This window comes from Tolypothrix sp. PCC 7712 (assembly GCF_025860405.1).
In the GTDB taxonomy this organism is placed as follows: Bacteria; Cyanobacteriota; Cyanobacteriia; order Cyanobacteriales; family Nostocaceae; genus Aulosira; species Aulosira diplosiphon.
The window spans coordinates 2424319-2438592 of sequence record NZ_CP063785.1; the positions used below are offsets into that span (position 1 = coordinate 2424319).

Consider the following 14274-nt stretch of genomic DNA (forward strand, 5'->3'; position numbering starts at 1 on the left):
GGTTTTTGTCCCTTACCCTTTTCCCTTTAACCTTTACCCAACCTCCACCTCTTCAATGCGTAATAGCTTACCTCTTTAACCAACGCTATTGATAAATCCACGCCCAAATATCAGGGTATTGTGGCAGTCTGGAAATAGGAAACACCTGCGACTTATGGGTAAAGTGGGTAATAAGCGAATGGCTACCTTATTAAAAACAATGAAAAGGTGGGCTAAAACAGCCTTTTGTACATCAACTAATGAAAAAGTTGCTGTTGCTAAAACTAAAATTCAAGAATCTGAATGGTTAACTGCTAGACAGCGCTTTTTATGGCAAAGGTTGCAATTATGGCTATTACTCGGGCTAATTTGCTTACTTACCTTTACTTTGCGTAATATTTATGACTTATATTTTCCTTTAAAGGAATTTGACCAATTACCAGAGGCGTTCAGAACCCAAGGATTGTTGATCAATCTTGCTATGCTGGTAATTCTCATTATTTGCTTTAGCCTGCACAGAACTCAGTTTGGTCAGCGTTATCCGGGACTATTGTTTGTAGGGTCTTCTTGGTCAATTAGCCTCGCATCACAGTTATTTGCTACCATCAAAGGCTTTGCATTCCCTGATACCCTGGGTTGGTCACTGCTGTTTTTAAGCCAAGCTACATTTATTCCCGTTTCCTGGCGTTTGCATTTGATGTCTCAGGTGGGTTTGCTGATTTACTATTTTGGTGTCAATACAATCTTAGGACTACCAACCCCAATACCAGAACATCCAGAAATTTATAATGTCACGTTTATCTTGTACGTTTTTTGGCTATGTGCAATCTGCGATTTGGGTGTTTATCTTTACGATCGCCTACAACGCTCAGATTTTTATGCTCATCAAGAATTAGAATCGGCTTATCAAAAGCTGAAGGTTGCAGAAGCAAAATATCGCAGTATCTTTGAAAACGCTGTGGAAGGGATTTTCCAAAGTAGTCCCGATGGTAAGTACATTACAGCTAATCCTGCCTTAGCTAAGATTTACGGTTACTCATCGCCAGAGGAAGTAACAGCTAACTTCACTGATATTGAGCATCAACTATATGTTAACCCCAACCGTCGAGCTGATTTTGTCCGCCTGATTGAAGAGAATGGTAGCATCTCAGAATTTGAATCCCAAATTTACCGCCGAGACGGGAGTATTGTTTGGATTTCCGAAAAAGCTTACGCAGTTCGCGACGAACAGGGAAAGCTGCTTTACTACGAAGGACTAATTGAAGACATCACCAAGCGCAAACAAGCTGAAGAAGCCTTGCGAGTCTTTTTCCATGCAGTTTCTCACGACTTACGCAACCCAGTACTAGGTACTTTAATGGTACTGAAGAATTTACTGGCAAACCCAGACAGCAAAGTTACTATTTCCCGTTCGATTTTAGAACGGATGGTACAAAGTAGCGATCGCCAACTCAGCTTAATTAATTCTTTACTGGAAGCCCATAGCAGTGAAGTACAGGGGATAGCTATACAACGCCAGTCAGTACAACTACACACAGTTATCGAAGCTGCGATCGCGGATTTAGAACCGATGCTAGCAGAAAACCAAGCGACACTGAAAAATTCAGTCACCGCAGATTTACCATTAATTAACGCCGATCCGACACAACTGTGGCGTGTGTTTTGTAACTTGATTGTCAATGCAGTGAAACACAACCCCCCTGGGTTAGAGTTGAGAATTAACGCCACCATTAAAGAAGACAAGATTTATTGTACAGTCAGCGATAACGGTGTCGGCATCAGCCAGCAACAAAGCGATCGCTTGTTTGACCTTTACTATCGGGGTAATACCTCTCGTAACTCTGTCAGTTTGGGATTGGGATTATATCTCTGTAAGCAAATTATCCTAGCTCATAGTGGCGAAATCGGCTTAAATAGCGCTTTAGATAAAGGTGCAACCTTCTGGTTTACATTGCCAATACAGTAGTCATCAAATAACTGAGAGGTGTTTGGTAATTGGTAATTGGTAATTGTCATTTATCCTTATTCTCCTCATCCTTCATGCCTAAATTGTTAAAAAAGTATGACATTTTTTTGTAGCTAAAGTTACTATAATTGTTGCTCAGAAATGAACAACTTTATTTATGTCATATAACTCCCCTAATTAAGTGGAGTTTACACCCCTTTATAGACAATAATTATCAGCAACTCACCCATATAAATATCAGTAACTTAGGGGAAATTAAATCAAATTAACGGTAATCACATCGGGATAGTAAACTTATAAATCAGCCCGTAAAAACCCTATTGACTCCTCAAAAATATGAGTCTAATGTGATAGGTAGTCCTTAGTAGGACTACTCACAATGCATCAAAAAGTTAGGAGGTATTTCCTATGATGATGATGATGGCTGAATCCATGACAACCGAAATGCAAACTTGCATGGATGCTTGTATGGAATGTCATAAAATGTGCATGGAAGCCATGACTCATTGTATGTCTATGTTCAAAGGCGGTAAGCAAATGGACATGAACATGATGAGCATGATGGGCATGATGCGCGACTGCGCTGAAATGTGCATGATGTGCATGAACATGATGATGGGCGGTTCCGAATTTATGGGACGCACTTGTATGTTATGTGCAGAAATGTGCGATCGCTGTGCAATGGCTTGCGAACAAATGAGCGACAATCCTAAAATGATGGAATGTGCTGCTGCTTGCCGCAAGTGTGCAGAATCTTGCAGAATGATGCAAATGATGCCTGCTTAATTTCAATAACTCGCAGAAGTTGAATCTGCAACCTAATATTCAAGCGCTCAGGCTCACAAAGTCTGGGCGCTTGAAGTATATTGATAGAAAAAAGTGCATAATAAAGAATTAAAATAACAAGTATCAATAGGTATATTAACTATTGAGAATTTCAATATTTAAATGATTGCGATCAAAATGAAATAAATGCAGAACTGATACTAATTTGAAAAAAGAATGCGACAGATTGTAGGGGCACGGCGTGCCCTCTGGAATATATTGATGCGTCACGAACATTTTTTGATTTGGTATCACTTATTAAAGAAGCCAGAAGAATTGGGGGAGAATCCCCCAAACCCCCTCCAAAATTATTGTTCGGTTTTTTTGTTGAGTAATACCAATTTGAAAAAAGAATGCAACAGATTGTAGAGGCACGGCACGCCGTGCCCTCTAGCATATCTTGATGTGTCGCAAACATTATTTGAATTGGTATGACCTTGACTCAAAAATCTACAGGAAAGATGACAATGGTTAGTAGCCTTAAAGAACTAATTGATGAGTGAGAATTGGGTCACAGTAACGATCCAGAAGAAAGGTTTATTAGTAGCGGTGTGAGTTGAGAAATCTATGAAGCTGACGAATTTGAGCAGGGGTTGAAAGCAGCCGATGAACGCCAGCAATAGCCCTGACAATTAAAATCTGTAATTAGACGTAGGCAAGAGTATATTACGTCTGTATAAGGGTAGGTAATGAAAACCGATAAATTTGGTAGGTTGGTAATAGGATGGGTGAAATTAAAATTTCCTGTCTGAATTACCAAGGATTTGCTTATGAATTATCAGAAGCTAGACGCTGCCCTAGCCACAGCCCTTAATGATGTATCAGACCCAGAAACACCAAGTTTGACAGTATTTATCCATACCGAACCTATTTTAGATGCTGACGCAACTGCTGTCTTAGAAAATCTTAATGTGGCTGACGTAACTCCAGAAAAAGATACTTTTACAGCCACCCTTTCCGCCAATGCAATTGACCAGCTATCTGCACAACCTTGGGTACAATATCTCAAGTTATCGCAGAAATTGCATTTAGTTAACACCAGGTTAAATTTCCGTAAATTGGGTGTTTAATTTACTATTTAGCGATCGCACTCTTATTAGCTATGTTTCTATACAGTTAAACACTGCATATTAAGAGTTGGCAAAGACTAAGCAAAAATATTGTGAACAGAATTTGACAATTTTTCTGAAAACTATAAGTAGCTACTTTGTTCTTTGTAAAACCTTGAGCATAGTAAGGCTTACTGCCTGAGAAAGTGGGTTTTGTTAAAAAAAGCTAAGTTGTTAATATAGAGAGATTGCCGAGTTGTCAAACTTGATTGGCGATCGCATCTTTTTCCCAGGTGTTAATCAATACATAGCTTTTGATGTGCTATTTATTGGTAGCGACATATATCACCGGCAGCATTCTGTAAAATTCACTAACTATAATCTTTGATCCCCCCTTACCTATGGTGGCAGACAGTCCTAAACTTAAGGTGAGAGTTGAAAGGCAGTCGGGAGACATTTTGTGAAAAAAGTTATAGCAATCATTCTCGGTGGTGGTGCAGGTACTCGCCTTTACCCGTTAACGAAACTACGTGCTAAACCAGCCGTACCAGTGGCAGGAAAGTACCGCTTAATCGATATCCCTGTCAGCAACTGCATAAATTCCGAAATATTTAAAATCTACGTCCTGACACAATTCAACTCAGCTTCTCTGAATCGCCACATTGCTCGTGCTTACAATTTTAGTGGCTTCAGTGAAGGCTTTGTGGAAGTATTAGCAGCACAGCAAACCCCAGAAAACCCCAACTGGTTCCAAGGTACGGCTGATGCTGTGCGTCAGTACATCTGGTTGTTGGAAGAATGGGATGCAGAAGAATATCTAATTCTTTCTGGCGATCACTTGTACCGCATGGATTACCGTGAATTTGTCGAACGCCATAGAGAAACGGGTGCCGATATTACTCTCTCAGTTATACCTATCGACGATCGCCGCGCTTCGGATTTCGGCTTAATGAAAATCGATCAATCCGGTAGAGTGGTTGACTTTAGCGAAAAACCCAAGGGCGAAGCTTTAGCTAAAATGCGCGTTGATACTACCATCCTGGGATTAAGCCCAGAAGAAGCCCAACGCCAACCCTACATCGCCTCGATGGGAATTTATGTCTTTAAAAAAGATGTTTTGATCAAATTGTTGAAAGAATCTTTAGAAAGTACAGATTTTGGCAAAGAAATTATTCCTGATGCTGCTAAAGATTACAACGTTCAAGCTTACTTATTTGATGATTACTGGGAAGATATCGGAACCATCGAAGCCTTTTATAATGCCAATTTAGCTCTGACACAACTACCCCAACCGCCCTTTAGTTTCTACGATGAAGAAGCGCCAATTTATACCCGCGCTCGTTACTTGCCTCCCACTAAGCTGTTAGATTGCCAGATTACCCAATCCTTGATTGGTGAAGGTTGTATTCTGAAAAATTGTCGCATTCAACATTCAGTTTTAGGAGTGCGATCGCGCGTTGAATCTGGTACTGTCATCGAAGAATCCCTGATTATGGGTGCCGATTATTACCAATCTGCGATAGAACGCCGCCAATGCAATACAGTCCCAGAAGAAATTTCTGTAGGAATTTGTGCAGATAGCATCATCCGCCGGGCAATTATTGATAAAAACGCTCGCATCGGTTGTGATGTGAAAATTATCAATAAAGACAACGTCCAAGAAGCAGATCGTGAAAGCCAAGGCTTCTATATCCGCAGCGGCATTGTCGTCGTGTTGAAAAATGCCGTAATTCCCGATGGGACAATCATTTAGTGATTAGTCATTGGTCATTGGTCATTGGTCATTAGTCAAGATTTATTGATTAAGGACTAATGACATACAAACTGTAGCAGTAAATTTCCTCCCCACAGGTGTACTGTTGTTGGTAATTATTTGTTTTCGACAAATGACTAATGACTAATGACAAAACTCTTGTTGTTGATTGGTCTTCCGGGTAGCGGTAAGTCAACTTGGGTAAAACGATTGCTCGCAGAATGCCCCCAAACACAGCTGATTTCTACAGATGGCATTCGGGGGCAGTTGTTTGGGAATGAAGCGATTCAAGGGCATTGGCTGCTGATTTTGCGAGAAATTCGGCGGCTATTACACCAGGCTCAAACCCAAGGGAAAACAGTGATTTACGATGCTACTAATGCCCAGCGTCGCCATCGCCGTGAAGTGATTGCCCTAGCGCGTGAGTTCGGCTTTAGCCACATTACTGGGTTATGGGCAGATACTCCAGTATGGCTGTGTTTAGCACGAAATCAAAAGCGCGATCGCCAGGTTCCTGAAGAAGTCATTTTCAAAATGCATCGTCAATTACGGGACGCACCCCCAACCGTAGAAGATGGACTCGATAGCCTAATTCGCTTATCAGGATTGCGGGAGTACGGGAATCGCACTCATCCTACGAGCGAGAACCCCACTTGATTTTTGATGATGTTTGTTAATTTAAAATCAGAATCTATTTGCTGGGCATTATACCTGGCAAATAACATATCTAACATCTTAGAAATAGAACATAACAGAAATTTCTACAGGAGGCTGGTAGATGGCTGCAACCGACTTCAAAGACTATTACGCAATTTTGGGAGTAAGTAAGACTGCCAGTCCAGAGGAAATTAAACAAGCTTTTCGGAAATTAGCCCGCAAGTTTCACCCTGATGTTAACCCAGGCAATAAACAGGCAGAGGCAAGTTTTAAAGAAGTGAACGAAGCCTACGAAGTTTTGTCAGACCCAGACAAGCGCAAAAAATATGACCAATTTGGTCAATACTGGAAACAAGCTGGTCAAGGCTTCCCCTCTGGTGCTGGTGTGGATATGGGCGGTTTTGACTTCAGCCAATACGGTAGTTTTAATGACTTCCTCAATGAGTTATTTGGTGGTGCTGGCCCTCGCAGTAACCGTCAAAACTATTCTTATAGCACTAGCACTTCTTCCAGAAGACCAGGCGGTTTTGGCGGTTTTAACGATTTTGGCTTCCAAGATATGGGCGCAGGGACTAGCCAAGATAGCGAAGCCACAATTACACTGACTTTTGCGGAAGCATTTGCTGGGATTCAAAAGCGCTTTAGCTTAGGTAATGAAACTATAGATGTACGTATACCTGCGGGTGCGAAAGCTGGTACGCGTTTGCGTGTGCGTGGTAAAGGTCAAATCAATCCCATGACTCAACAAAGGGGTGATTTGTACTTAAAAGTGGAACTTCAGCCTCATTCCTTCTTCCAATTTGAAGGCGATAACCTCATCTGTGAAGTTCCCATTACACCAGATGAAGCTACCTTAGGAGCTTCTATTGATGTTCCCACACCCGATGGTTCAGTGAATGTAAAACTACCTGCGGGAGTACGTTCTGGCCAATCCCTGCGTTTGCGTGGTAAAGGTTGGCCCCTAGCCAAGGGTGGACGTGGCGATCAGTTGGTGAAGGTGGCGATTGTCCCACCAAAAGATATGAGCCAACAAGAGCGCGAGTATTATGAAAAAATCCGAGCTATACGCACCTACAACCCCCGCAGTCATTTGCAGCAAGTCAAGCTATAACTTTGCTGCAGTTGTAAACAAACAAAGCCTGCTGATGCAGGCTTTAACATAATTAGGTTGTCAATCAAATGAAATAAATAAGTTTGTATCGTTAGCCTTTGAGCGATTGAGAATGGTTGCTTGACTGATGCAGTGTGGTATTAGATTTGCCCCAAATCATTATTTTGCAAGTAGTTGCAAAATTACCAGGGTTTCAAGATGATTTCTGGAGTTATTCCTCAACATTCTCCAATGCATTAGGCTTATGCCCGGCTTTTTTCCCTGTTTTGTCGCTTTCTACCAAATATTCTGGATTGTCGGGAGAAGCGGCTACATGATGCCCTTTAATATCAGTAGGCGAAGTAATCTTTTCTTGCACTTCACCAGTGGTTTCACCTTGCGCTGTATTCCACTTCACCTTATCGCCTTTCTTAAACTCTTCAGTCATGGGTTATTCTCACTGCTGTTTTATACCTGCTCATTATGTTGAACTTGTACAAAAAATTAATCACTCGATAGACATAAAACAAAGCTAAGTAGGGCGCTGCATTTAAAGATAAATAGTCATGGTCATTTTCACTTCAACGCTTTACCTTTTGAAACTCAATTTTTCGGTAATAATGACCACGGAAAACTGCATCAGCCTGTAGAGCTTTCACAAGTACCAACTCTATATAAGTGCCATTTCACCTACTTTTATTTTTACTTTATAAATAAATACAGTTCAGAAAATTAATTGATAACAAAACAAAAAAACTAGTTACTCAACAAAAAAACAGAACAATAATTTTGGAGACAATACTTGTCAGTTAAGGGGAAAAAGAGGAAGGGGAAAAGGGAAAGCAAAAACCTTTAACCCTTAACCTTTAACCTTTTCCCCAAAATTGGTTTTGGGGAAAAGGTTAACCGAGTAGTATTGATTTTGGAGGGGGTTTGGAGGACGCAACCGTCACCCAATCGGGGGTTTGGGGGAGAATCCCCCAATTGATCTGGCTTCTTTAATAAGTGACAATCAATCGCTAATGAGCTTAACTGAACTGTATTACTTCATAAATAACCTCTTAGTATTGCTCAAATTCTCCAGTTATGGGATAACAATCCCAATTTTTTCTTTTTGGGAGTACGGTAAACCTCATAACTGATATTGATGAGTATGAGTCAAAATTAATCTATCTCAAGGGAAAGCCGCAAAATAGCCGGAGTACGGTAAACTGCAATACTAAACTGCTGAAGCGACGATTACAATAAAAACTATAAAGCAAGTGGAGGAGCCACCAGGATGCAAGTTACATACGACCCTGATAAGCGTAAATTGCTATCCTCTCTATGTCATGGGGCGATTTTCTTTAGTACAACATTGTTTTCTATTGGTATTCCCATCGTAATTAATATTATTTCTGATGACCCAGTTGTCAAAAGCAACGCCAAAGAGTCGATTAATTTTCACTTTAATGTTTGGTTTTGGGCTACTGTAATTGGAGTACCTATTGCGGTTCTATCTTTCCTGACTTTTGGCCTTGGCGGAATTTTATTCTTCCCGGTTGTAGCTTTGGGTTTTGCAATCCACTGGGGATTAACAATCTGGGCGCTATTTCACTGTCTCACAAACCCAGATGAACCGTTCCGCTATCCGTTTATTTTTAGAGTTTTTTAATCTTACAAACTACAGATAAAAGAGGATGTTTGCCCAAGGGATGATACTTTCATCCCTTTTTTTATCAGGATGCGATCGCAGTTTTATTAAAATTAAAACTCTAATATTTCTTTAATAATGCTCTTCAGGTCTTTTTCCGCAGGACGTTTTGCAAACTGCTCATGATTATAAATCCATACTAGCTTGATTACATAATCAATCGTATTCACCAAGTACATCAATCTAACTTGTCCAGAAGCACCTTTACCAGCTTTTAACTCTAGTTTGTGAAATGTCCATCCTTCAGGTAACTGAATTTTTGCAGGTAAGGGTTCATTGCGAGAATTTATTGGATATGGATCATCAATTAAACCTTCTAAAACTTCCCCTAACATCTCCACAAAATCGCTTCCTAGAGCTTTCGCCAGTTTTTTAAAAGAACGCCTAAAATTATCAGATTCCTCAATCGAGAAGGGATTTGAGCCAGTCACGCACTTCTCCTTTAGAAACACGAGTTGAGGGTTCTGAATTAATAGCTTCCTCTAAAGTTTGAGACATTACCGATTCATAAGCAGGGTTTTCTCTCTCGATAATGTCAAGCTTCTGATAACCCAAAGCTTTCATATCGTCTAAGCGAATAGGCTCAGTTGAACTGGCTTGAGGTGCTAAACCCTTGCGAGCCTTTTTCCAAGGAAACTCACCATGAGTCATATCACTCAATCGATATGCATGGTAGCCTCCAAAATGTTCCCAAATCTCTTCTAAAAGCTTCTTCTGTTCCTCAGCAATCTGTAACAAAAAATCCTTACTAGGAACAGGTAACTGATTAGCTTCAAATTCACTATAAAATCTGTATGCAGGTGGACAAACTGGGCCATATCGCCAAGCCTGAATCTCTTCATCAAATAATGGCTCATCATACAGTGCCAAATGCAAGCTTTGTGAATAATATAGTAGCTTTTGTACCTTCATATTGGTCATTTCAGCTTCTATACCATCCTCATAAGCTTTAACAATAAAGTAGCGAGCTATATTGAGACAATCAAGCATAACTCATATCTGCAATTAGCAAGTTTTTATGGGAACTTTTATATATTATTATAACTGAAGTTCAATTAATTTAGTACAAAAATACTATTTTGATAGCGATCGCACTTTGCAAGCATCACAAAACTGGATGTGAATTTAAAATAAAACATATAAAGCTTTTATTTACTAGTCCATGTCGCCAAATATTCAAAAATATTTTATTCAGAAAACTCCAGGAATTTGCGGAGGTAATGCACGCATCCGCAATACTCGCATTGCTGTTTGGACTCTAGTTTCTTTTCGTCAGCAAGGTGCTTCTGAGGAAGAATTATTAAGAAATTATCCGACGTTAACAACTGAAAATTTAGCCGCAGCTTGGTTGTATTATAAAGAACATCCACAAGAAATTGACCAAGTAATATCAAATCCGCTTAAATAACTCCTTTTTTATCGAACCGCATTCGCGAAGCGTCTCGCAGAGAAGACACAAAGAACGCAAAGAGAAGAGGAGTAAGAAGATAAAGGGGTAAAGAAGCCGGATTTGGTATAATAACTGACGAAGGATAATCTGAAAAAGTTTTATACTAATGAAAATTTTCTGTCATATTGAGGTTAATGATTACATAAGCTTAGTTATGATGTGTTGATATTATTTAAGATTGGAATTCTTTAAAAAATTGAATATCTACATCAAAGGTTTTTCGAGGCAATAAGCCAAGTTCTAAATTTTCAAACATATCAAGCAGTTTATCTCCATGAACTAGTTCAAGAGGCGGTACACCATCTCGTAAAGCTTCCTTTTGAGCATCTGGTGTAAAAGTACCTGTTGTTATAATTATTCCTTTATCAGCCCTACCCATCATCGCTCCTCGAAAATCTCTCACTTGCGAAGATGAGACAGAACCAGCATATCTCTTGCATTGAAAAAGTACTTTAAAACTGACAAATGGATTTATTTGCAAAATTCCATGTCCATCAATACCTCCATCTCCAGAACGTCCTGTTACTATAACTTGCTCAAAACCAGATTCTCTTAAAAGGCGTTGACATAGACGTTCAAAGCCTGATGGAGGTAATGAAAGAAGAATTTCAAGAAGTTTCTTACGATATGATGAGTCATCATTAATAGTTATTTCATGTGGAGCAATGCTTTCCTCTACTTCCTTATCTTCTTGTGCTAATTCTCCTGAAGAATCTCTATCAGTCTGAAATTCAGCATGAACCTTTTTAAAAATAAGTAACGCATCATCGAATGATAGAGACTCAATTGCTCTACCGTTATCGTTAAGACTCCAAACACCACGTTTAGAAGAATCCATTAAACCAAATTTCACAAGATAAAATCTAGCCCATGCAACTTGATTATCAAATCGGGGCGCGCCACCCTCAAGCAATTCTGTTCTTTCTTGTTCAGATATGTTTAATCTTTTTGCAATGAAATCCCTCACCTCAGAAGGACGACCAGAACCGCCTAATTCTTGAAGTGCTTCTATTACTGGTGAAAAGAATCGAACAAATTTAGGCCCGTTCATTATAAGTTTTACTATTAAAAATAGATCAAAGGTGGGTTAAGCAAAAACCTAACCCACCTTAACCTATAAATTATTAAGGCTATCAAAGGTAAATAAAATACCTTATGTATCAGCAATTAACTCAACCCAGCTTTCAAATCACTCAGCGCTTGTGTTAAAGCCTCTGGTAACTTACTCGCATCACGTCCGCCAGCTTGAGCTAAATTTGGTCTTCCACCACCGCCACCGCCGCAAATTTTGGCAACAGCACCGACAAATTTACCAGCTTGCAAACCTTTCTTGTTCACCTCTGCACTAAAGGCTGCAACTATACTCACTTTCCCAGCTTCGGGAACTGAACCCAACACCACCGCACCGTTACCGATTTTTTGTAATAAGCGTTCGGCTGCGGTCTTCAAGGATTCTGGATCGACATCATCTAGTTGGGCGACGATGATTTGATAATCGCCTACAGATTGAGATGTTTGTAGCAAGCTATCAGATTTGGCGATCGCTAATTGTCCTTTCAAGACATCCAGTTGTTTTTGGCTGGTTCGCAGTTCGTTTTGCAGAGTTGTGATTCTCTCTGGTAGTTCTTCGGGTTTGACTTTAAAGCGATCGCTTAAATCTTTGACGACTTTATCCCGTATATTCAGATAATCTAGTATTGCCGGGCCAGAAACCGCTTCAATGCGTCGCACCCCAGAAGCCACACCAGCTTCGGAAATAATCTTGAAAACGCCTATCTCCGCAGTATTACTGACATGGGTGCCGCCGCACAGTTCCATTGATACGCCTGTAAAGTCAATCACCCGGACTTCATCACCATATTTTTCGCCAAACATGGCAACAGCGCCTCTAGCTTTGGCTTCTGCTAAAGGTAATATTTCTATCTTTGCACTGTGTGCCTCGGCAATCCAAGTATTTACTTGTTCTTCAACTTGCTGGACTTCTTCTGCTGTTAAAGCGCGGGGACAGTTGAAGTCAAAGCGCAATCTGTCGAAGGAAACCAAAGAACCTGCTTGGGAAATACCTTCATCAACAATTTTCTTTAACGCTGCTTGTAACAGGTGAGTTGCAGTGTGGTTAGCTTGCAGACGACGACGACAAGCACGGTCAATTTGAGCAGTTACAGCATCTCCTACTCGGATTGTACCGCGTTCGATGCGCCCGAAGTGGATAAAGAAATCCGATTCTTTTTTCACGTCATCAACTCGAATCACCACACCATCACCGGAGATATAACCGCGATCGCCTATTTGTCCCCCAGATTCGGCATAGAATGGGGTCTGATCCAACACCAGTTGTATTTCTGTGCCGGCTTCTGCTGCTTCTTGAGCTACACCACCCACTAACAGCGCTTCGACTTTGGCAGTGGCTGTAGGTTGGGTATAGCCTAAAAACTCGGTGGCGTGGATATGTTCTGCGAGTTTATCCAGGGAACCTTGCACCGTTAAATCGATGGTTTCATGGGCAGCTTTGGCACGTTCCACCTGTTTTTGCATTTCGGCATTGAACCCAGCTTCATCAACGGTGAGGTTGTTTTCTTCGGCAACTTCTTGCGTCAGTTCTAAGGGAAAGCCGTAGGTGTCGTACAGAGTAAAAGCACTTTCACCACTAATTTGGGTTTTACCTTGCTGTTTCACCTGTTGAATAATTTCTTCCAGCAGTTTTTCCCCTCTATCCAGAGTCCGCAAAAAATTGGCTTCTTCCCGTTGCAGTTCGGCTTTAATTGCTGCTTCTCGTTGTCGCACATTGGGGTAAGCTGATTCGGAAAGTGCGATCGCACTTTCGGCAACTTGGGTAGTAAATTCTCCAGAAATCCCGATTAATCGCCCATGACGCACTAACCGGCGAATCAGTCTCCGTAATACATAACCCCGTCCCACGTTGGAGGCGCGGATTTCATCAGCAATCATGTGGACAACAGCACGCACATGATCACCAATTACTTTTAAGGAGACTTTGGTTTTCTCGTCGCTGCTATGGTAATCAATCCCCGCAATTTGGGCTGCTGTTTGAATAATCGGGAAAATTAAATCAGTTTCGTAGTTATTAGGGACTTTTTGCAGGATTTGGGCCATGCGTTCCAAACCCATACCCGTATCAATGTTTTTATTTTGCAGTGGTGTTAAATTCCCTTCGGCATCCCGGTTATATTGCATGAAGACGAGGTTATAAAATTCGATAAACCGGGAATCGTCTTCTAAATCAATGGTGTCATCGCCGCGTTCTGGGTGGAAGTCGTAGTATATCTCAGAACAGGGGCCACAGGGGCCAGTGGGGCCAGATACCCAAAAGTTATCATCTGCACCCATGCGCTTGATTCTAGCTGGTGTTACACCGATTTGATCGCGCCAAATTGCATAGGCTTCGTCGTCTTCTTCAAAGACGCTGACAACTAGGTTATTGGGGGAAAAGCCAAAAACTTGCGTGGAGATTTCCCATCCCCAAGCGATCGCTTGTGCTTTAAAATAATCTCCAAAGCTGAAGTTACCCAGCATCTCAAAAAACGTGTGATGGCGTTTAGTGCGGCCGACGTTTTCGATATCGTTGGTGCGGATGCATTTCTGGGAAGTAGTGGCGCGGTTAAAATCCGGCGTACGTTGTCCCAAGAATATTGGTTTAAATGGTAGCATCCCCGCGATCGTCAGCAGCACAGTTGGGTCTTCAGGCACAAGGGAAGCACTTGGGAGAATCTGGTGTCCCCGTTGAGCAAAGAAGTTAAGGAATTTTTGGCGAATTTCGTTACCGCTGAGGTTTTGGGGATTGGAAGACATGG

The 14274-nt window shown here is 41.1% G+C and carries 13 protein-coding genes; 8 read left to right on the plus strand and 5 right to left on the minus strand.

Annotation, left to right across the window (positions count from 1 at the left end; translation table 11 throughout):
* Nucleotides 1-178 precede the first annotated feature (178 nt).
* The 6 genes from HGR01_RS09885 to HGR01_RS09910 all read left to right on the plus strand — a co-directional run bounded on the left by HGR01_RS09885 (nt 179) and on the right by HGR01_RS09910 (nt 7340).
* On the plus strand, nt 179-1945 hold the full coding sequence (locus HGR01_RS09885) for a sensor histidine kinase (protein WP_081584100.1): 1767 nt from the start codon (nt 179-181) through the stop codon (nt 1943-1945).
* A 408-nt stretch (nt 1946-2353) separates the two neighbouring features.
* Nucleotides 2354-2731 (plus strand): ferredoxin, encoded by a 378-nt coding sequence (locus tag HGR01_RS09890; protein WP_045873006.1) that lies wholly within the window; start codon nt 2354-2356, stop codon nt 2729-2731.
* Between the two features lie 809 nt (nt 2732-3540).
* Nucleotides 3541-3840: a hypothetical protein gene (locus HGR01_RS09895; RefSeq protein ID WP_045873004.1), complete on the plus strand. Its 300-nt coding sequence runs from the start codon at nt 3541-3543 to the stop codon at nt 3838-3840.
* Nucleotides 3841-4279: 439 nt separating this feature from the next.
* Entirely contained in the window at nt 4280-5572 is a 1293-nt protein-coding gene (locus tag HGR01_RS09900; RefSeq protein ID WP_045873003.1) for a glucose-1-phosphate adenylyltransferase, read from the plus strand.
* Nucleotides 5573-5719: 147 nt separating this feature from the next.
* Entirely contained in the window at nt 5720-6229 is a 510-nt protein-coding gene (locus HGR01_RS09905; protein ID WP_045873002.1) for an AAA family ATPase, read from the plus strand.
* A gap of 121 nt (nt 6230-6350) precedes the next feature.
* A complete protein-coding gene (locus tag HGR01_RS09910) occupies nt 6351-7340 on the plus strand; it encodes a DnaJ C-terminal domain-containing protein (RefSeq protein WP_045873001.1) in 990 nt (329 codons plus the stop codon).
* 211 nt (nt 7341-7551) lie between these two features.
* Here HGR01_RS09910 and HGR01_RS09915 read toward each other — a convergent pair whose 3' ends face one another.
* Nucleotides 7552-7767, minus strand: a complete 216-nt coding sequence (locus HGR01_RS09915) for a DUF2945 domain-containing protein (protein WP_045873000.1) — start codon at nt 7765-7767, stop codon at nt 7552-7554.
* Nucleotides 7768-8598: 831 nt separating this feature from the next.
* Here HGR01_RS09915 and HGR01_RS09920 point away from each other — a divergent pair.
* Complete coding sequence (locus HGR01_RS09920; RefSeq protein ID WP_045872999.1) at nt 8599-8973, plus strand: DUF4870 domain-containing protein; 375 nt, start codon at nt 8599-8601, stop codon at nt 8971-8973.
* Between the two features lie 92 nt (nt 8974-9065).
* Here HGR01_RS09920 and HGR01_RS09925 read toward each other — a convergent pair whose 3' ends face one another.
* The gene (locus HGR01_RS09925; protein WP_045872998.1) at nt 9066-9443 is read right to left on the minus strand and encodes a hypothetical protein; all 378 of its coding nucleotides are present in this window, start codon (nt 9441-9443) and stop codon (nt 9066-9068) included.
* Nucleotides 9415-10002 (minus strand): Panacea domain-containing protein, encoded by a 588-nt coding sequence (locus HGR01_RS09930; protein ID WP_045872997.1) that lies wholly within the window; start codon nt 10000-10002, stop codon nt 9415-9417. The genes HGR01_RS09925 and HGR01_RS09930 overlap by 29 nt, the downstream gene beginning before the upstream one ends.
* A 172-nt stretch (nt 10003-10174) precedes the next feature.
* Here HGR01_RS09930 and HGR01_RS09935 point away from each other — a divergent pair, with 172 nt between their 5' ends.
* Nucleotides 10175-10420 (plus strand): DUF433 domain-containing protein, encoded by a 246-nt coding sequence (locus HGR01_RS09935; protein WP_045872996.1) that lies wholly within the window; start codon nt 10175-10177, stop codon nt 10418-10420.
* Nucleotides 10421-10634: 214 nt separating this feature from the next.
* Here the strand turns inward: HGR01_RS09935 and HGR01_RS09940 are convergent, their stop codons facing one another.
* Both HGR01_RS09940 and alaS read right to left on the minus strand, forming a co-directional pair.
* Entirely contained in the window at nt 10635-11513 is an 879-nt protein-coding gene (locus HGR01_RS09940; RefSeq protein ID WP_045872995.1) for a restriction endonuclease, read from the minus strand.
* A 116-nt stretch (nt 11514-11629) separates the two neighbouring features.
* Nucleotides 11630-14272, minus strand: coding sequence for an alanine--tRNA ligase (gene alaS / locus HGR01_RS09945; RefSeq protein ID WP_045872994.1), 2643 nt, complete (start codon nt 14270-14272; stop codon nt 11630-11632).
* Between the last annotated feature and the right edge of the window lie 2 nt (nt 14273-14274).

Excerpts from the sequence above, each read along its gene's own strand:
- HGR01_RS09940 (WP_045872995.1), bottom strand. The coding sequence starts at position 11,513 with ATGAACGGGCCTAAATTTGTTCGATTCTTTTCACCAGTAATAGAAGCA.
- HGR01_RS09920 (WP_045872999.1), top strand. The coding sequence starts at position 8,599 with ATGCAAGTTACATACGACCCTGATAAGCGTAAATTGCTATCCTCTCTA.
- HGR01_RS09895 (WP_045873004.1), top strand. The coding sequence starts at position 3,541 with ATGAATTATCAGAAGCTAGACGCTGCCCTAGCCACAGCCCTTAATGAT.
- HGR01_RS09935 (WP_045872996.1), top strand. The coding sequence starts at position 10,175 with ATGTCGCCAAATATTCAAAAATATTTTATTCAGAAAACTCCAGGAATT.
- alaS (WP_045872994.1), bottom strand. The coding sequence starts at position 14,272 with ATGTCTTCCAATCCCCAAAACCTCAGCGGTAACGAAATTCGCCAAAAA.
- HGR01_RS09890 (WP_045873006.1), top strand. The coding sequence starts at position 2,354 with ATGATGATGATGATGGCTGAATCCATGACAACCGAAATGCAAACTTGC.
- HGR01_RS09915 (WP_045873000.1), bottom strand. The coding sequence starts at position 7,767 with ATGACTGAAGAGTTTAAGAAAGGCGATAAGGTGAAGTGGAATACAGCG.
- HGR01_RS09910 (WP_045873001.1), top strand. The coding sequence starts at position 6,351 with ATGGCTGCAACCGACTTCAAAGACTATTACGCAATTTTGGGAGTAAGT.
- HGR01_RS09885 (WP_081584100.1), top strand. The coding sequence starts at position 179 with ATGGCTACCTTATTAAAAACAATGAAAAGGTGGGCTAAAACAGCCTTT.
- HGR01_RS09930 (WP_045872997.1), bottom strand. The coding sequence starts at position 10,002 with ATGCTTGATTGTCTCAATATAGCTCGCTACTTTATTGTTAAAGCTTAT.
- HGR01_RS09905 (WP_045873002.1), top strand. The coding sequence starts at position 5,720 with ATGACAAAACTCTTGTTGTTGATTGGTCTTCCGGGTAGCGGTAAGTCA.